20 protein-coding genes and 1 tRNA gene are annotated in these 18281 nt (G+C 42.7%); 10 read left to right on the top strand and 11 right to left on the bottom strand.

Annotated features, from left to right (window positions below):
• Positions 1–44 precede the first annotated feature (44 nt).
• Genes NF859_RS04860 through NF859_RS04845 form a run of 4 tightly spaced genes read right to left on the bottom strand, consistent with a single transcriptional unit; the run spans position 45 to position 2628 of the window.
• Complete coding sequence (locus NF859_RS04860) at positions 45–800, bottom strand: glycerophosphodiester phosphodiesterase family protein (protein ID WP_252743258.1); 756 nt, start codon at positions 798–800, stop codon at positions 45–47.
• Between the two features lie 35 nt (positions 801–835).
• Positions 836–1537, bottom strand: coding sequence for a glycerophosphodiester phosphodiesterase family protein (locus NF859_RS04855; RefSeq protein WP_252743257.1), 702 nt, complete (start codon positions 1535–1537; stop codon positions 836–838).
• 36 nt (positions 1538–1573) lie between these two features.
• Positions 1574–1882 (bottom strand): hypothetical protein, encoded by a 309-nt coding sequence (locus NF859_RS04850; protein WP_252743256.1) that lies wholly within the window; start codon positions 1880–1882, stop codon positions 1574–1576.
• Positions 1879–2628 (bottom strand): ParA family protein, encoded by a 750-nt coding sequence (locus tag NF859_RS04845; protein ID WP_252743255.1) that lies wholly within the window; start codon positions 2626–2628, stop codon positions 1879–1881. Before NF859_RS04845 ends, NF859_RS04850 begins: the two co-directional genes overlap by 4 nt.
• A 143-nt stretch (positions 2629–2771) precedes the next feature.
• Between NF859_RS04845 and NF859_RS04840 the strand changes: the two genes are divergently transcribed.
• The 5 genes from NF859_RS04840 (at position 2772) to NF859_RS04820 (ending at position 8555) form a co-directional block, all read left to right on the top strand.
• The gene (locus NF859_RS04840; protein WP_252743254.1) at positions 2772–4097 is read left to right on the top strand and encodes an SLC45 family MFS transporter; all 1326 of its coding nucleotides are present in this window, start codon (positions 2772–2774) and stop codon (positions 4095–4097) included.
• Between the two features lie 10 nt (positions 4098–4107).
• Entirely contained in the window at positions 4108–5409 is a 1302-nt protein-coding gene (locus NF859_RS04835) for an MFS transporter (protein WP_252743253.1), read from the top strand.
• Complete coding sequence (locus NF859_RS04830) at positions 5406–6266, top strand: alpha/beta hydrolase (protein WP_252743252.1); 861 nt, start codon at positions 5406–5408, stop codon at positions 6264–6266. The genes NF859_RS04835 and NF859_RS04830 overlap by 4 nt, the downstream gene beginning before the upstream one ends.
• A gap of 72 nt (positions 6267–6338) precedes the next feature.
• Entirely contained in the window at positions 6339–7343 is a 1005-nt protein-coding gene (locus NF859_RS04825; RefSeq protein WP_252743251.1) for a phosphorylating glyceraldehyde-3-phosphate dehydrogenase, read from the top strand.
• Positions 7344–7403: 60 nt separating this feature from the next.
• Positions 7404–8555: a hypothetical protein gene (locus NF859_RS04820; RefSeq protein WP_252743250.1), complete on the top strand. Its 1152-nt coding sequence runs from the start codon at positions 7404–7406 to the stop codon at positions 8553–8555.
• An 89-nt stretch (positions 8556–8644) separates the two neighbouring features.
• On the opposite strand, the gene NF859_RS04815 is transcribed toward NF859_RS04820, so the two are convergent.
• Positions 8645–8923 carry a DUF167 domain-containing protein gene (locus NF859_RS04815; RefSeq protein ID WP_252743515.1) on the bottom strand — a complete coding sequence of 93 codons (279 nt, stop codon included), beginning with the start codon at positions 8921–8923 and terminating at the stop codon, positions 8645–8647.
• Between the two features lie 56 nt (positions 8924–8979).
• On the opposite strand from NF859_RS04815, the gene NF859_RS04810 reads away from it, so the two are divergent.
• A complete protein-coding gene (locus NF859_RS04810; RefSeq protein WP_252743249.1) occupies positions 8980–10164 on the top strand; it encodes a right-handed parallel beta-helix repeat-containing protein in 1185 nt (394 codons plus the stop codon).
• Here NF859_RS04810 and NF859_RS04805 read toward each other — a convergent pair.
• Positions 10114–10656: a ribonuclease FAU-1 family protein gene (locus NF859_RS04805; RefSeq protein WP_252743248.1), complete on the bottom strand. Its 543-nt coding sequence runs from the start codon at positions 10654–10656 to the stop codon at positions 10114–10116. The two genes, NF859_RS04810 and NF859_RS04805, sit on opposite strands and share 51 nt — an antisense overlap.
• 45 nt (positions 10657–10701) lie before the next feature.
• Positions 10702–12411: a glycine--tRNA ligase gene (gene glyS / locus NF859_RS04800; protein WP_252743514.1), complete on the bottom strand. Its 1710-nt coding sequence runs from the start codon at positions 12409–12411 to the stop codon at positions 10702–10704.
• Positions 12412–12577: 166 nt separating this feature from the next.
• On the opposite strand from glyS, the gene NF859_RS04795 reads away from it, so the two are divergent.
• Positions 12578–13219, top strand: a complete 642-nt coding sequence (locus NF859_RS04795) for a DUF257 family protein (RefSeq protein WP_252743247.1) — start codon at positions 12578–12580, stop codon at positions 13217–13219.
• Positions 13220–13231: 12 nt separating this feature from the next.
• On the opposite strand, the gene NF859_RS04790 is transcribed toward NF859_RS04795, so the two are convergent.
• Together NF859_RS04790 and NF859_RS04785 are read right to left on the bottom strand one after the other, a co-directional pair.
• Positions 13232–13308, bottom strand: a tRNA-Ala gene (locus tag NF859_RS04790).
• A gap of 46 nt (positions 13309–13354) precedes the next feature.
• Positions 13355–14011, bottom strand: a complete 657-nt coding sequence (locus NF859_RS04785; RefSeq protein ID WP_252743246.1) for a metallophosphoesterase family protein — start codon at positions 14009–14011, stop codon at positions 13355–13357.
• A gap of 82 nt (positions 14012–14093) precedes the next feature.
• Here NF859_RS04785 and NF859_RS04780 point away from each other — a divergent pair, with 82 nt between their 5' ends.
• Positions 14094–14423: a hypothetical protein gene (locus NF859_RS04780; protein WP_252743245.1), complete on the top strand. Its 330-nt coding sequence runs from the start codon at positions 14094–14096 to the stop codon at positions 14421–14423.
• 48 nt (positions 14424–14471) lie between these two features.
• The gene (locus tag NF859_RS04775; protein WP_252743244.1) at positions 14472–15488 is read left to right on the top strand and encodes a deoxyhypusine synthase; all 1017 of its coding nucleotides are present in this window, start codon (positions 14472–14474) and stop codon (positions 15486–15488) included.
• Between the two features lie 11 nt (positions 15489–15499).
• On the opposite strand, the gene NF859_RS04770 is transcribed toward NF859_RS04775, so the two are convergent.
• Together NF859_RS04770 and NF859_RS04765 are read right to left on the bottom strand one after the other, a co-directional pair.
• Positions 15500–16690, bottom strand: a complete 1191-nt coding sequence (locus NF859_RS04770; protein WP_252743243.1) for a molybdopterin molybdotransferase MoeA — start codon at positions 16688–16690, stop codon at positions 15500–15502.
• A gap of 43 nt (positions 16691–16733) precedes the next feature.
• Complete coding sequence (locus tag NF859_RS04765) at positions 16734–17243, bottom strand: MogA/MoaB family molybdenum cofactor biosynthesis protein (RefSeq protein ID WP_004067877.1); 510 nt, start codon at positions 17241–17243, stop codon at positions 16734–16736.
• Positions 17244–17345: 102 nt separating this feature from the next.
• On the opposite strand from NF859_RS04765, the gene NF859_RS04760 reads away from it, so the two are divergent.
• Positions 17346–18095 (top strand): class I SAM-dependent methyltransferase, encoded by a 750-nt coding sequence (locus NF859_RS04760; protein WP_252743242.1) that lies wholly within the window; start codon positions 17346–17348, stop codon positions 18093–18095.
• The last annotated feature ends 186 nt before the right edge of the window (positions 18096–18281 follow it).

Raw genomic sequence — 18281 nt, 5'->3', positions numbered from 1 at the left:
CCACCAAGAAAAGAGATAGAGTTTTGATATATTTAAGTTTGGCGCTACCTCAGCCCAAGTTTCTTGAGGTACTCTATCATCTTTTCAGGATCGTCTGTGATTACGATATCAAAAAGTCCCTTAAGTTTTGCAAGATTGTCGTTTTCGTAGTATATTCTCTCATTTGCAGGCCATAGGGCTATCCTAAGACCTAAGCTTTTAACCCATACTAATGCCTGTTTAAACCTCTCAAAGCCAATTACGGGTATGCCATCTATGGGAACATTGACCGAGTAAAGGGAAAGCTCATCTTTAAGCTTTGGAATTAGAGGGACTACACTCTCCTCTTCCACAAGGAGCCCTAAGGCTATATCTCTGTTTACCTCCCTTGTTTTCCTCAGTGCATCTATGTTGAAAGAGGAGATCATGGTTCTCTCCACGGCATTGAACGTATCCACTATCTCAAGCACTTTTTCCACGACTTCTATATCCTTTATCTCAACGTTAATCAGTGAATCTTTTGGCAAAGCTTCAAAAACTTCCTCAAGAGTTGGTATTTTTTGTCCCATTCCAAGGTCTGCCTTCTTGAGCTCATCTAACGTCATTTCCTTCTGCTTCCCCCTTAGATTTGATGTTCTATCTATGCTCTCGTCATGCATGACTATAACTCTGCCGTCTTTGGTTAACCAAACATCGAGTTCTACTCCATCAGCTCCAGCTTTTATTGCTTCAACAAACGCAAGTAGGCTGTTTTCTGGGTACTTACCTATTCCTCCCCTATGCCCAATAACCAATATTTTCTCGGTTTCCCAGTGGGACATGTCTTATCGCCAAACCGGAGGTAATCTAACAGGAGTTAAAAACTTTTCTTCAGACGAGCTAAAAGGGTTCTAACTTCTACTGGATTGTTGGAGATGAAATAATCTCCTAAATCAATCAGCAAAGGGAGGTATCTTAGTTCATCCGCTTCATAGCTCCAGAAACCGATCTTTATTCCCATACTCCTGACCCATTTTAAAAGAGTCCTGAAGTTTGCAAAGCCCACATAAGATATTCCATCTATGGGGACATGGAGAGCAAATATCTCAAGACGTCGTTTTAGGAGGGGCACTTTTGGAACGCTGCTTCGCTCTATTATAGAAAAAGCCAACTTTAGCCCCTTATCACGAGCCCTCAAAGCTTTGAGTATCTCGACATCTGTTGTTGATACTATCGCTTTTTCAACTTCGTAATTGCGAATAAGCTCTGGTAAATCTTCAACTACCTCTGCATCCTTTACATCTACATTGAAGAGGGCATTGGGGAATTTTCTGAATAGCTCTTCTACCCTCGCTATACGAGCTCCCAAAGGTGCAAGTGCTTTGAGTTCTTTAAAAGTGAGTTCCTTTACGGAGTGCTTCTCCCCATCAATGATTATCTCTGGATCATGTAGGCTTATGAGCTCCCCATCTGCAGTCTTCCAAACATCGAACTCTATCCCAAATCCTCTCTTAACAGCCCTTTTAAAAGAAAGCATGCTGTTCTCAGGTTCTCCAAGACCTCTGTGGGCTATTATCATAGTTCTCACTTACAACTTAAAAGTTAGAAGGAAGAGCTATTCAAGCTCTTTCAATCTCTTTTCAACTACACTCCATATCTCTGGGTACTTTTCTCTTATTGCTTTTTCCAAAAGCTTGCTTGCTTCGTTTGAGATGCTGAATTCGGGAATAGTTTTCCTCAGATATCTAAGCACTGCCGCAGCTTCGGGAGACCACAAGGTAATCCTTGGATTTTTTAAAGCCTCCTGCAAGCTTCTTTCGAGTGCTTCTCCATTTATCTCCTCCTTTTGGGGGCTTTCTAACTTGGGCATCGGCTCGGAGATTATTGCTTCCAGTCCCCTCCCAAGGGCTTTTTTCTTCTTCATACACCATCAACCTCCTCGGCAAGCTTCATATATGCCTTAGCACCTCTGCTGTCCGGTGCATATAGAAAAATTGGCTTTCCATGGGAAGGCGCTTCAGCCAGCTTTACGTTTCTTGGGATCATAGTTCTGAACACCTTTTCTCCAAATATTCTCTTTACCTCTTCCCTGACTTCCTTGGATAAATTGGTTCTTTTATCGAACATAGTGATTAAGAACCCTCTAATCTCGAGGGGAATACCCAATCTTTCCCTAACAAGTTTTATCGCCTTTAGCAGGAGACCGATTCCCTCTAGAGCATAGTATTCTGCCTGAATCGGTATTATCACTTCATCGCTGGCGACAAGGGAATTCATCGTTAAAATGCCGAGAGAGGGAGGAGTGTCTATTATGACGTAGTCGTAATCATCCTTAATTTTAGCAAGTTTGTTTCTTAGGATGTACTCCCTCCCTATTTGGCTGCTGAGCTCAATTTCAGCACCGCTTAGTGCAATGTTGCTTGGGATCAGCTCAAGCCCTTCTATTTCAGTGGGGATTATTGCATCTTCAGTATCCACTTCGTCTAAGATCACGTTGTAGATAGTTGGAGTAGCATCTCTAAACCCAAGTCCGACTGTCGTTGCTCCTTGGGGATCCATATCAACGAGAAGAACTCTTTTTCCTTTGAGTGCCAATGCAGCTGAAAGGTTTATTGCAGTGGTGCTCTTTCCTACTCCACCTTTTTGATTTGCAATACTTATCACCGGCATGCCTTTATCTACGAGCTTAGAAGTTATAAATCTTGGCAGTTATAAGATATAAGTTATAACTTATAAGTTAGATGAACCGAAAGAATAATAACCTTCCTTAACGTACAGCATCAATGCGCTGATGTACTAAGGGGGGTGATTAAATGGTCGAGTTCAACTATAAACGTATTTTCTTGCTCGGATTTGGGTTCTTTGGAATAAGTATAATATGGTCTCTGTACAATGCATACATCCCGATCTTCCTTCAAGACACCTTTAGGATGAGCAGGACTGTTACTGGTTTCGTCATGACCATCGATAACCTCTTTGCGGTGCTGCTGTTGCCTTTCCTCGGTGCTTTGAGCGATAAAACAAGAACAAGGATCGGCAGAAGAAAGCCCTACATCCTACTTGGGGCTCCTTCAGCAGCGTTGCTCTTTGCACTTATTCCGGTAGCAAGGAGATATGAGAACCTTGCGCTCTTCATGGGTACGATAGTCTTCATGAACTTCTTCATGGCATTGTTCCGTTCTCCGGTAATAGCCTTCATGCCAGACATAACTCCAAGTGAAAAGAGAAGCCAAGCAAATGGAATCATAAACTTTATGGGAGGTATTGGAGCGCTTTTGGCTTACTTTGGGGGGAAGCTTCTCTATGACATAAACTACGCCTACCCGTTCTTTGCAGGAGCGGCAATAATGCTCATTGCCAACCTCCTTGTGGTCTTCTTTGTACCGGAACCAGAAGAATACCGCGTTCCGGGAGAGAGAATAGACCTCAAGAAGCTTATAAAAGAGACCTCAAAGAAAAGCTTTGGCGAACTCAAAGAGAACCTCAAGGACGTATTTGCAAGTAAAGAAAAGAGCCTCCTATTCATTTTGCTCTCGATATTCCTATGGTTCATTGCCTTTAACTCAGTAGAGACGTTCTTCACGAGTTATGCCAAATACCATCTTGGGATTGAAGAAAGCACTGGAGCGTTCATGATGGGCGTTGTTTCCCTAAGCTTTATGCTCTTTGCAATTCCAGCTGGATTCATCGGAGGAAGGATAGGAAGAAAGAAAACAATAACCATGGGCTTAGTGCTTACAACAGCTGTGATGATATTGGCTTATCTTCTGGGAGAGGCTTCAAAACCCAAAAGCAGCGCCCTTACGGACCCCGTGGTGCTTAAATTTATGGTGCTCTTCTTCCTTGGCGGCATTGGCTGGGCGATGATAAACGTTAACTCCCTCCCAATGGTCGTCGATATGACTACGGAAGAGAAGCTTGGGGGCTACACCGGGTTATATTATTTCTTCAGCCAAGCGGCAAACCTTGTAGCTCCGCCTTTAGCAGGTGCATTTTTAGATGTCATTGGTTACAGTACTCTGCTGCCTTTTGCAGCAATTTTCTTCATACTAGCCACCATAACGGTTCAGTTCGTTAAAAGAGGAGACATAAAAGGAAAAGTTGGCGATGTTTATGAGCTGATACCAGATATGGACTGAGGTGATGAGAATGGAGAGGAAAAAGTTTAGCTGGGGTGTTGTAATAGGATTAGCACTGTTGGGCTTCAGCAGAAGCACGGGATGGGCATTAAACAAGGGGCTCTCCTTCCCCTTACTTTCCAGCTATACAGAATCAGCCTTCATTAAAGGCACGATATTAGCCCTCGAAGGATTCATTGGGATTCTAATTCCACCTCTGCTTGGTTATTATAGCGATACCCTCAGATCAAAACACGGGAGAAGAAGGCCATTTGTAATGATAGGAGGTCTTCTTGCTGGCATTGCGGTGTTAATGATCTATACAAGCTATGCCCTTGGAGTTCCTCTGGCAGGATTTGCGCTTACATTGGCAGTATTTTACTTCTCCATGCACATCTACACGGCTCAATTCAGAGCTTTAATGCCAGACACCATAGAGAGTGGAGAGCGAGGAAAAGCCAGTGGAGTCATAACCTTATTTGAATGGGCAGGTAATCTCTTCCTTTTTGGACTAGCCGGGTTTTTGATAGCAAAAGCAGTGGCAGAAACGGGCGAAAGTGAGAGCATAAAGGCTCTAGCTCAAACCCCTTACCTTAAGATACCTTTCATTGTAACATCGCTCTTCCTCATAGGGGCTGCTTTGTTCGTTTACTTCATAGTTAGAGAGCCAAAGGCACCTGAAATCATGGAAGATGAAAGCCTGGTGAACTACCTCAAGAGCATCGTTACGAACAGGGATTTCCTTAAATTCTATGCTGCCCAGACTCTTTGGTGGATGAGCTTTGAGTTTGTGGCGATATTCCTCTATGGGATACTTGCTTTTATCCTCCACGGAAGTGCAAGTGAAGAAAACGTAAAAGCCGTTACTTCACTCGGCCTTTATTTAATGGCACTGTTCAATGTGACTGTCTTGCTTGGAGCTCTGCCCGGAGGCTTAATCTACGACAAAATCGGAAGGAGATTGAGCATCATAGTGGGTGGGATTGTATTTGCCCTACCCCAGCTGTGGGGATGGTTCATAAAAACCCAAACTCAAATAGTGATAGCACTCGCACTTGCTGGACTTGGTTGGGGAATACTGATGGCGGCATCATATCCCGTTATCGGAGATTTGCTGACCCAGTATGAGAAGGAGGCCTTCACCGGAAGATATTATGGGTTCTTCGAAGCAACACGCTCTTTGCCAGTACTGCTAGCTGGAACAATAGGTGGAGCTATCGTTGATCTAGCGGGAGGAAACTATAGGGTTTTGTTCCCCATAGGAGCTATCATGGTGCTGGTGGCAATGCCAATGATATGGAGCATGAAAAAACTTGAGGTGGGCAAGAAATGATCCTGGAAATAATTCTCCTTGCCTTGATTTTGTTTTTTGCTTTTATCTTTGTAGTGGCTTATAAGATGGTCACTCCTCCCAGAGAGATCAAGAACTGGACGCCTAAGGACGCTGGGATTGAGTACGAAGAGGTAACAATACCTACTTCCGATGGACTCAAGCTCAAGGGATGGTGGATAGATAGAGGAAGCGAAAAGACTATAATTCCCCTCCATGGTTACACCTCAAGCAGGTGGGGCTTTTACATAATTCCAATGATAGAAACCCTCGCAAAAAGCGGCTATAATGTTCTGGCCTTCGACTTTAGAGCCCACGGAGAAAGTGAAGGCAAATACACCACCGTAGGAGACAGAGAGCTTATAGACCTTATCTCCGCCATCAATTGGCTTAAAAAAGAGAAACCCAGCAGTGCCAAGCGCATTGGTTTAATAGGCTACTCCATGGGCGCTATGGTGGCTATTAGGGCTCTTGCAGAAGATGAAAGAGTCTGCTGTGCCGTTGCTGACAGCCCTCCTATGTATCTTGACAAGACAGGAGCCAGAAGCCTGAAATACTTTGCAAACCTGCCCGAATGGCTTTACTACTTTGTGAAGCCCATATCAAAGATGATCACCAGTGCTAAGGAGGTAAATCCAATAGGATATGCCGACAGAGTCAAGAAGCCCCTCCTTTTGATAGCGGGCAAAAAAGATCCAATAGTCAAGGTTGAAGAAATTAAAGAGTTTTACGAAAGGAACAAGAAAATAAATCCAGATGTTGAGCTTTGGATCACTGAAGCGGCACACGTAAGGACGATTCAGCTTATGCCTGAGGAGTATAAGGGAAAGGTTTTGCAGTTTTTTGAGAAATACCTCTGATTTCTTTTTTTCACTCCCAGTGAAAACAATGCTTAAGTATTTCCCTCTTTTAAGATAATTTGGGGTGAGAAAATGAGAGTCAAGGTAGGAATTAACGGTTACGGGACTATAGGAAAGAGGGTTGCTTACGCAGTTTCAAAACAAGATGATATGGAGCTAATAGGAGTTACAAAGACGAAGCCAGACTTTGAGGCTTATCGTGCTAAAGAGCTCGGAATACCTGTCTATGCAGCATCCAGTGAATTTTTACCTAGATTCGAGAAGGCTGGATTTGAGGTAGCAGGCACTCTTGAGGATCTGCTCGAAAAAGTAGATGTAATTGTAGATGCCACACCCGGAGGAATGGGTGAGAAAAACAGAGCCCTCTACGAGAAAGCAGGGGTTAAGGCGATATTTCAAGGGGGAGAGAAAGCGGAGGTTGCGGAGGTTTCCTTCGTTGCACAGGCAAACTATGAAAAGGCTTTGGGCAAAAATTATGTTAGAGTTGTCTCCTGCAACACCACAGGCTTAACGAGAACTCTCAACGCAATAAAGGACTACATCGACTACGTCTACGCTGTGATGATTAGAAGGGCTGCGGATCCAAATGATATCAAGAGAGGCCCCATTAACGCCATAAAGCCCACGGTAGAGGTTCCATCCCATCACGGACCGGATGTTCAGACGGTTATCCCAATAAACATCGAGACAATGGCATTTGTTGTGCCGACCACATTAATGCACGTCCACAGCGTAATGGTAGAGCTCAAAAAGCCCCTTACAAGGGAAGACGTCATCGACATCTTCAAAAACACCACGAGAGTTCTGCTCTTTGAGAAGGAAAGAGGTTTTGACAGCACAGCCCAGCTGATAGAGTTTGCAAGGGATTTGCACAGGGAGTGGAACAACCTCTACGAGATAGCGGTGTGGAAGGAGAGCATCAATGTAAAGGGCAACAGGCTATTCTACATCCAAGCGGTGCATCAAGAAAGCGACGTCGTTCCAGAAAACGTTGATGCAATAAGGGCGATGTTTGAGCTCGCAGACAAGTGGGAGAGCATCAAAAAGACTAACAAGAGCCTTGGGATTCTAAAATAGCTCCATGGATTTTATTTGTAAAAAAACTTTTTAACTCTTTTCTCATTAATTTTTAATTGTATGAAACATGATAGCATTATTGATCTTCCCCTAATCACTAGAGAGGACATCAACTCTAAACTTCAGGAGATGTCAAATACATTGGATTTCATAAAAACATTACGTCCTTCTACTTTCAGGAGTATCGGTGCTATAGTATCGTTTTTTGCATTTTTGACGTCATTTGGCCTGTTTAGTGACTCATTAAAATCTCTTCTCGGAGAGACAGCATATTTTATGCTAATTTTCGCGTTCTTTTTTGTACCTTTAATGTTTTTCTATTATCTCGTAAAAATTGATTCCACACTTTTAAAATGGCCAGAACTATTTGGGTTATACCCAACCCCTAAAAAAGATCCAGTATATTCGAAATATCGTAGCTACTTAATTGCCGAGAACCTTGCTACATTTATATTAGCAACGTTAATACTTGTGTTTTTATTGTTTATTTTGTTAATGTTTGCAGCTAATATCAAATTAGCACCTGAGCTAGAAACAGTAGAAAATTACCTCTCGAAAGAAACTTATGATGCTTTCATCATTTTAGTTAAATGGATTTTGATGTTTTTGTCTATTCCATTATTGTGGTATTTTGGGTCTAAGATTAATGAAATACTTTCTAGCAAAGTAGAAAAATTGAAACTAAAAAGGCCTTGGAGGCGTTCATCAATCTTTTTTTATGGCATTGTAATATCAGTTGCTTATTGGATTTTGTTCATTATTCTGTTGGTATACACCCAAAACTTAAGCTATGACAAAATCCAAGACATATTTACGAATTTGTTTAAAATCACAATAGATTTGCTAAAAATACCTGCATTTTATGTATCGTTTATTACACTAATGTGGATCTTTGGAGAGATATTATCACAATTAAGCAGAATGTTAGTCGAATCACGGTTGCTCAATATGTATGCTACGTTACACTATTTAGCTAATATGATTGAAAACAAAGAACCTACAGATCCAGCGGAATTTATGGTACGTTATTATGAGAGTGTTGAAAAATACAGCAAGGTTTCAGTAATGAATATCTTCCTGTTTTTCCCTATATTGGTCTACGTGCCCTCTATGGACTATTTAATGTACTTGAAGAAGATGAGGCTGCTGCCTAGTATTACTGATGATATAAAAGCGATAATCAAAAAGAAAATTAAGAAAAATAGAAGCTAAGCTTGATCTTGAAGAAGAATCTGAAAAGGAATGATTAAACTCGGCTGGTGTTGTTATAATTAGGTATATTCTCAGGCATCAGTGAGAGTTCAAGATTTCAACTTTTCCTTCACTTCTTCTGCAGTGAGCCCTTTAACTAGCAAATCTTTCTCCCTACTTGTCTCTCCCCTCAAAAGAACAACCTCCGTCCCAAGTAGCTTTGAGAAGAACTTCACAACTTCCTTATTTGCCCTTCCTTCTACTGGCGGAGCTTTTACCTTGACCTTCAGCCTTTTTCGCCATTCATCTACGCCTTCAATTTCGGTTTTCTTCGCATTTGGCTGTACGTATATCTGGATTATCACTCCTTCTTTGGCGTCTTTTATCATTGCAATCACCGTAAAGTATTTGGGAAGAGAAGGATATTTAAAGGTGAGGGGGCTCAATGAGGGTGCTGGTAATTTTTCTTGTTATGCTACTTTTTCTTCCCTTAGCAAGTGCAGCTCAGCTAACATTTGTTGGGGATGAGAGCCTAAAAGAACTCCCTGGCTCTGGAACTCCAGATGATCCATACCTTCTTGGAAATCTCTTCATCAATGCCAGCAATGACACTGCTATTTTAATCAAAAACACCAGTTTATTCCTTTTAATAAAAAACGTGAGCATAGTGGGAGAAAACAAGCGCCCAGGAATAATCCTTGAGAATACAAAAAACGTCAGGATTGAGAATATCCGAATAGTTAGATGCAGCTATGGAATAAAAATCATCAACTCCGAGAACATCACGGTTGCCAATAGCACATTTAAGGGAAATCTGTACTGCTATTGGAAAAGCAAATTTGCTGGAGATGCTGATTGTAAAGGTGGAGCAATTTTTGCTGACTATTCAAGAAACCTGCACATAATAAATAACACCTTTGTCCCCCATTCCTACCTCTTTTCAAACATATACGGAGTGTATCTGGTAATGGTCAAGAACTCCACGATTTATGGCAATAGATTTGTAAGCTCCGTCAAGTGCTTTCCATCAGCAGCATTTGGTGGGTACTGTAAAGGAGCAGCGGTTTATCTAGATCGCTCCAGTGGCACCGAGATAATTAGAAATACAATTTACCTTCCTTCAAGTGGTGGTATGGAGTATGCGGCAGAAGTGTATGGGATGTACATTTTTGGTATTAATAACAGCATTTACTTAAATGATTTCTACGGGAAAGAAGTTCCGTATACGCCAGAAGGAGCAATAGGTTTTTACTATGTTTTTCCCCAAGTTGGGAATAAAAACACTTTTCACTCTCCCAGAGTTGTCTATAAATTTGCGAATGTAACGTTTGAAGGATTTTTGGGCAACTACTGGGATTCTTATAGAGGATCAGATGAAAATGGTGATGGAGTTATAGACCAGCCTTTCAAAGTCGATAAATATCCATTGATCCTTCCCTCAGAAAACTACGAGGTTCTGGGCTTAGTGAAAGAAGAATTAAACACTACCACAAGCTCAACACAGGTTTCTTCACCGTTGAACACTTCATCTCCTTCTGCCCCATCCCCACAAGAAGAAGAGAATCTCACCTACGTAAGCTTATTGGTAGTTATAGGACTGGTCTTGATCGTCCTTTGGAGAAGAAAGTGAATACTGCCACACAACATCCGGAGGGAACAAGCCTTTTTCGAATTTTTCTATGATCTCTCTCGCTTTTGAATATGCAAAATCGAACGTTTCTTTGTCTATAAGCTCATAGAGAAGTGCCATCTCAAGCTCCTCCTCATCAAGAAGGAAGACTTCTCCATTGGGGAAAATGAAAATATCCAAGAACAAATCCAGCATCTCCAAGGTGTTACCCTCTCGCTTGGTATAAGCTAGGATATCGACGTATAACCCCTTAAAGTTGCCTTCCTTATCGTAAACCTTCAGTATATCATAGTTCTCGCCAATAAAGGCAAAATATATCATGATGTATCCGTTCTCTATGACCTTGACACCGTTTACAAAAAGCGGAGTTAGCATTCCTTCAAACTTAGATTTCGCAACGATTATATCTCCTAAGTCCGCAATAAGCTCATCATCCCTCTCAAGAATTCTGTTTGGAATGCGCTTGTAGAGGAGGTGGATTTTGTTAGCCATAATAACTCACGAGGTTTCATTTTATAAGAGAAAAAAGGATTGGAATCAGCTTCCAAAAATCATCTCCTTCAGCTTCTCTGGAAGCTCCTCTATCTTCACCCTTATCTGCTCCCTCGTGTCCCTGTCCCTTATCGTCACGGTGTTGTCTTCAGGCGTCTGGTTATCTACTGTTACACAGTAAGGCGTTCCTATCTCGTCGTACCTTGCATATCTCCTTCCAATGGTGTCCTTCTCGTCATAGACAACTATGAACCCCTCTTTTTGCAGGGTTCTGAAGATGTCATAGGCTATGCTCGTTAGGGGCTCCTTGGCCACGAGGGGCAAAACGGCAACTTCTATCGGTGCCATGTCCTTCTTTATCTTGAGATAAACTCTTCCGTCTTCGTCCATAGCCAAGGAGTTCTCAAGGAGCAGGTAAAACGGTCTATCGATACCAAAGCTCGGCTCTAAGACGTGGGGCACTATCTTTTCGCCGGTTATCTTTTCTTCAACCTCTTTGATGAGGAAGTCGTCTTTTTCAAGTTCATAGCCGTCAATGATAACCTTTCCAATCCGCTCAAGCCCTTCCACTATTTTCTTGAGCTCTTCCTGGCTCATCTCCTGGAGCTTCTGGTTAATCCTTTTTGCATCTTTCTTAAGTTTAGGCCCAACTTTTTTCATGTTGAGGGAAACCTTAAGCTTCTTAACTATCTTGGGCTCTTTGTAGTGGATCATAACTGTTAAATCTGCCCCGCTTTCTTTTATGTGCCTGCTTAGATCGTAGTCTCCCCTGTAGGCTATACCAACGCACTCAATCCATCCAAACCTTTCGCTGTGAATCTCCACATCCCATGTGTCGCTTGAGTAGTGCGCCCTCTCCTCTGGCAACTGCTGTCTGAACCTGATCTTATCCTCGGGGATACCTATGTCAAGGAGAATCCTCTTCACCATTGCCATATAATAGGCAAAAAAGGTGTTCAGCACGTAGCCCTTCTTCACAGCCTCTTCTAAGGTGACTTCAATCATGCCTAAATCTTTAAGCTGGTGCTCTATTGGATAAAGCCTGACGATCTCGTCTTTAACCTCATCAAAGTGCGGATGCTCGGTCTCATTGGGATTGAAGAAAATCTCGACCTCTGCCTGAGTAAACTCTCTGAGTCTCAACATTCCCTGTCTTGGGGAAATCTCGTTTCTATAAGCTTTTCCTATCTGAAAGACCCCGAATGGTAGTTGGTTTCTGGCAAAGTTATTCAACCTCTTGAAGTTCACGAATATCCCCTGGGCAGTTTCGGGCCTCAGATAGCCCTTCTTATCCTTGTAAGGTCCGATGTAAGTTTCAAACATCAAGTTAAAGTACCACACATCGCTGAGCTCTCCGCCACATTCTGGGCACTTTATGTCGTGCTCTCTTATGAGTTGCGTGAGATGCTCGGCACTAAGCCCCTCGGTGTCTATGCCAAGAGCTTCTTCAACAAGATGATCGGCTCTAAATCTTGAGCCACACTTTTTACACTCAGTTAATGGGTCAACGAACTTCTCCACGTGTCCCGAGGCAATAAAAACCTCTTCCGGGGTGATATCGGGAGTTTCAATTTCAAAGAAGCCCTCCCTTATAAAGGCTTCTCTGATTTTCTTCTCGATTTTTCTTTTTATTGTAGCCCCCAAAGGACCGTAATCATAAAAACCTCTCGCTCCACCGTAGATTTCAAAACTACCCCACGCAAAGCCCCTTCTTCTCATCAGGTCTTGAAGAACTTCATACTTATCCATGAACACCACCTTAGTGCATGAAGGCAAAGCACCTAAAAAAGTTTTGCTTCAGAGGTTTGGATTTTTGTTAATTGCTACTACCAAACTACTGTTGCATAAGCGTTACGGCTAATCTTTTTGTTCCTAAATCTTTAAGAACATTAAACAGTAAAATATGAAAAGGTGGCTTGTCATGAGGGAAGTTATTAGAAGAGTTTGGGAGTCAATACTATTTGGAGAGAACGTACTTATCGAACACGACTCATCAACACCTCCTCATATAGGATTTGCTCACTTGTTAAATTGGGCATACAAAAAAGATTATGCTGTGGTTGTTGTGGACATTCTCGATACGCTTTACCTGTATAAGAGCCAGATGGAACTCCAAGGGCTAAACTCTGGCTTACTAGACAATGTTAGGGTTATCAAAATTGGGGGACGGTTGCACGTGGGGAATGTTATTACAAGACTTTCTCTTGGAGAGCCTGTTGTTCAGGAAAAGGAAGCATTTGGCATTGTTGAGTCAATTCTAGATGTAGGGGATAAAATAGTAAGCCCAGTTTTGGGATTTGATAAACTTTTCTTTGTAATAAATTCAAGAACAGAAGCATTGTCTATTGTGAATATCGTTCTGGGGTATACCGGAAATCCCAAGGGAATTGGCTACTACTTCATTAATACTGAGCTGTTAGAGAAGAATACTCCCAATATCCTCCCGCTCCTAGAGGAAGTTGCAACTACTGTCGTTGAGATAAGAAAGAAGGGTAAAAGTTTCTTTCTTAATGTCAAAAAATCAATCAACAGCGAAATTGATGGAGTAGAGGTGAAACTGTAAACCTTAGAATAGTGGTGGACCGGGCGGGATTTGAACCCGCGGCCTACGGCTTGCGAAGCCGTCGCTCTCCCAGGCTGAGCTACCGGCCCATCCCGATTTTTATCTTTAGAGTCAACTTAAAAAGTTTTCCATGCATTAAAACTTCTCGAGCGTTATATCTTTTACTTTTTTCTTTTCTTCATCAAAATCTATTGTGGCATAATGTCCCCTCGACAGAGGACCTGGATTTACAATTATGGTTTCTCCAATCTCATCTATTCCAATTGCCTCATGTATGTGACCGCATATAACTAGTGGAGGCTGCTTTTCCTCAATGAATTTTCTCAGCGACTTGCTTCCGGCATGTGTTCCCACAAAGGTTTTGTCAACCTTGGTGTTTTTAGGCGGAACGTGAGAAAGCACTATATCGCCATCTTGATAATTTTTGGTCAGAATTTCCCAAATTTCCTCTTCGCTGAACTCCCATATTGTCGAGAAAGGCGTTATGTTTGAGCCCCCTATTCCAACAATGCCGACGCCATTAAACTCCACCCTTTTGTCGTGAAGGCTGATATGAAGTTCTTCAAGCAGTTCAAGAACATCTCTCCCATCACAGTTCCCCATAACTGCATAGAAGGGCTTTCCAAAGTTAATAAATTCCTTCAGGATATTATAAGCTGCATCTCTACCCCTGAAATGAGTTATGTCACCAGCTATTAGAATAAGGTCAGGCTCTTGTCCCTTGATGTGTTCTAAAAGTTCTTTAACCTTGTTTCCCCTCCCGTGAATGTCCGTTACCGCTATTATTCTCATCTCACCACCCTTACAAAATACATGAGAGAGCTTAAATGCTTGATGGTTAAATTTAAAACTTGAAAACCAATTCATAAAAGATATGAGCAGATGGAAAGAAACCTTAAAAGAGGAGGGGCTTCTTGAGGTGGGGGATTTCATAATTGAAGTAAGCATAGACTCTGAATGCCCGTGCAAGGATGACACCCTTTACCCGGCAGTTTTGATATACGACCTCAAAAACGAGGAAATTTATTACCTTGATGAACCATTTGAACCTGTAAGCAACTTTAAGGAAGCCCTTGAGCAGGTTTTTGAGTGGATTGAAAGATATAAACATGGAGAGCTGCCGAGAATGAAGAGAAGTCCCAAGAAAGATGCTCCCGAAGAGGTGGTGCAGAGATTTTTGGAGGTTATAAAATCACTTGGGTAGGGCAAAAACTTTAAGTTCTTTTTTCAATGCTCCTTGGAGGTGTGAGATTTGGATCCAAAAAAGTCCGTTCTTAAGGAGTCATCAACCGAGGGAATCGAGGAAATTCCTGTCATCGGTCCATGGCTTGAGAACGTGAGCAGTTTAGAGGAAGTCATTGATTATTACGAGAGAATAGGTTTTCAAGCTACACATTTGGGAAAAGCCATCAAAATATGGAAGAAAGTGGAGAAAAAGAGAAAAAACGGGGAAGAAGTTAGAGTTTTCCTTGGCTACACATCCAACATAGTTTCTTCTGGCCTGAGGGAGGTTATAGCTTATCTCGCGAAGCATAAGAAGGTCGATGTAATTGTAACCACCGCTGGAGGAGTGGAGGAGGATTTCATAAAAACCCTGAAGCCCTTTATCCTCGGAGATTGGAACGTAAACGACGCCGAGATGAGACAGAGGGGAATAAACAGAATTGGCAACATCTTTGTGCCCAACGACCGCTATATAGAGTTCGAGAAGTATATGATTCCTTTTTTTGAGAGGCTCCTAGAGATTGAAAGGGAAGAAAAGAGACCTTTAACAGCGAGTGAGGTTATCTACGAGCTCGGCAGATATATGGACGAAAAGCTGGGCAAAGAGAAGGAAAGGAGCATCCTCTACTGGGCATACAAGAACAACATTCCGATCTTCTGCCCTGCCCTGACTGATGGTTCCTTTGGGGACATGCTCTACTTCTTCAAAGAAGAGAGGGGCGACAGGGAGCTCATTATAGACATCGCCAACGACATAGTGAAGCTCAACAACCTTGCCATTACGGCAAAAGAAACGGCATCAATAATCCTCGGTGGCTCATTCCCCAAGCATGCCATAATCAATGCAAACCTCTTTAGGGGTGGGACTGATTATGCAATTTACATCACAACCGCAATTCCGTGGGATGGATCTCTCAGCGGAGCTCCCCCAAGTGAAGGCGTGAGCTGGGGCAAGATAAAGGCAAAGGCGGATTACGTGGAGATATGGGCAGATGCAACGCTAGTGTTTCCGATCCTTGTGTGGATGGTTATGAAAAGGGAGTGAAGGGCAGATGCTCAATAGAGTGTAACCCAAACCTCTTCTCCCTCTTTATACCCTTCGCTGTCCTCTGGGATTTCGAGGTAACCATTGCTCTCAACTATTGCGCTCATTATTCCGCTTCCCTTCTTCTTAATCGGCACAGCTTCGCCATTTTCATAGTAAACCTTCACGAACTCATATCTGCCGAGGGAAGAGGGGACTTTTTCCTTGAGCTTTGCTTTGACCCTTATGGGCTTGTAATCAGCTCCGACAAGCTTTGCAAGGGCGTATTTGACGTAGAGGTGGAACTGGGCAAAGACAGCTGCAGGATAGCCGCTCATTACAAAGGTTCCCTCTCCATACCCTATCGGCCTTCCCGGCTTGTTCGTACATCCATGGAAGAGCAGACTGACAAACTTGTGGGCATAGTCCTTCTCCCCAAAGGCACTTCCACCGGTAATTAAGACGAGGTCGCATTCTTTTTTAGCTTTCTCGATTGTTTTTCCAATTAGTTCTTCATCATCCGGAAGCACACCATAAAAGACAGGCTCGCCAAAGTACTGCCTTACAAGGGCTTTCAGCATTGCGGAGTTGCTTTCCAGGATTTTTCCTTTGTTCAAGGCTTTTTCATCAAACTCTTCTATAAGCTCATCACCTGTAACTATTATCCCGACTCTGGGCTTTCTTTTTACTTTGATAGTTTTAATCCCAAGGCCTTTGAGCATTCCGAGGTCTTGAGGTCTTAGAATACGTCCCTTCTTCAGGACGACCTCTCCCTTCTTCACGTCTTCACTTTTGAAAGCAACGTTTTGTCCGGGCGCAACGGGTCTGAGGACATAGATTTTGTTCCCTTCTCGCTTCACCTTTTCTTGCTCTATGACACCATTGGCTCCCTTTGGCATTTTGTTGCCTGTCATTAGCTTCACAGCTTTTCCATTTGTAACTTCCTTTTCGCTTTCCATCCCTGCTGTTATCTCATCAATAACCTCAAGCTCTACTGGAGCGTACTCTCTCGCCTGAAATGTATCTTCAGCCCTAACGGCATATCCATCAACGGCAGAACGGTCAAAGGGAGGCAAGTCTATTGGTGAAACAACGTCCTCAGCGAGCACCCTTCCGAGAGCTTCGTCAAGAGGAAGTTCCTCAGTTTCTTCAATTTCTTTTAAGTCGTTTAGCATCATTTCAAGGGCTTTTCTGTATGGGGTGAGCTGTTTGAATTCTCTCATCTTATCACCTTCTAACTTTTAAGTTAAAAGTTATAACTTATAATCACTCCCTCGCATGCTTGAGTATGTGATAGGCTTCCTTTTTGATAATTTCAAGTGCTGTTTTCACTGCGTTTAAGCTTCCAGGCAGGCAGAAGACAACTTTGCTCTCCTTGTCTCTTATTATTCCGGCTGTTGCCCTGCTTAGAACCGCTGCAGTTCCAACTTCTTCGTAGCTTTTTAGCCTGAAGATTTCCCCAAAGCCAACAAGCTCCTTATCGAAGAGGGGTCTTAAGGCTTCAATCGTCACGTCTCTCCTTGTGATTCCGGTTCCCCCAGTGGTAATGACAACATCCGCCTTTTCGAGGGCTTCGATTACAGCCTTTATTATCTTGAGCTTCTCATCTGGTACAACCGCATAGTAAACGTTTTCGTTTCCTTCCTTTTTCAGCTCCTCAATGATATAATAACCGCTTAGATCTTCCCTCTTTCCAAGACTTGCCGTGTCGCTGACGGTTATAACGGCGAACTTGAACTTTTTGGGTGCTTTGGCTTTGTGCTCTTCAACTCCCATTTTACATCACCATTTAACATTCGGCTAAGAGGTTAATAACTTTTTAGCTAGGGTTCCTCAACACTTTTTAAAGGCAAAAGGCAATATTTACTGGTGGCTCCTATGCACGAGCTCTACACGGTCTTGGCGGAGTATTACGATGCCATCTATCGAAAAAGGGCTGAGAGAGTTAAGATGGAGATCGACTTTGTTGAGGAAATATTCAAAAACGATGCAAAGCGAGAAGTGAAGCGAATCCTCGATTTGGCCTGTGGAACGGGGATTCCAACCCTTGAGCTCGCAGAGAGGGGCTATGATGTTATCGGCTTAGACCTGCATGAAGAAATGCTTAAAGTTGCAAGACGAAAAGCCGAAGAAAGAGGTTTAGGCGTTGAGTTCCTTCAGGGAGATGCCCTTGAAATAACCTTCGAGAATGAATTCGATGCTATTACAATGTTCTTCTCCAGCATCATGTATTTCGATGAGGAAAACCTTAAGAAGCTATTTAATGGTGTTGTTAAAGCTCTTAGGCCCGGGGGAGTGTTCATCGCAGACTTTCCATGCTGGTTCTATGGAGGGAGCAACGGCCCAATAGTGTGGGACGAACAAAAAGGTGAAGAAAAGCTGGTAATTACAGATTGGCGTGAAGTAGAGCCAGCCTTCCAAAAGCTCCGCTTCAAGAGGCTCGTGCAGATAATTAAGCCAAATGGAGACACCAAAGCGTTTTTCGTTGATGACGAGCTCCAAATCTACACTCCAAGAGAAATGAAGCTTCTAGCAAGAGAGCACTTTAGCGAAGTTAGAATCTACGGAAATTTAAAGAGGGAACTTGCCCCAAATGACAGAAGATACTGGCTTGTTGGGATTAAGTAAACTTTTTAAACTCCAAATTTGTTTTATTTTCTGGTGGTGCATATCGTCAATCGCCACACCAACTGCTAGAGTTATTGAAAAACGATTCTTCCTTTTCTGGTTAGTGAACTTTCTCTCACCACCGCCGGAAGGATTAACCTTTTTAAGGTACGCTTTTGATAGGTTAAACATCTTCAGAAGAGGTGA

The organism is Thermococcus alcaliphilus, from assembly GCF_024054535.1.
Classification (GTDB): domain Archaea; phylum Methanobacteriota_B; class Thermococci; order Thermococcales; family Thermococcaceae; genus Thermococcus_A; species Thermococcus_A alcaliphilus.
The sequence above is the reverse complement of the archived record's forward strand: the minus strand, read 5'-3'. Positions and strand labels throughout refer to the sequence as shown.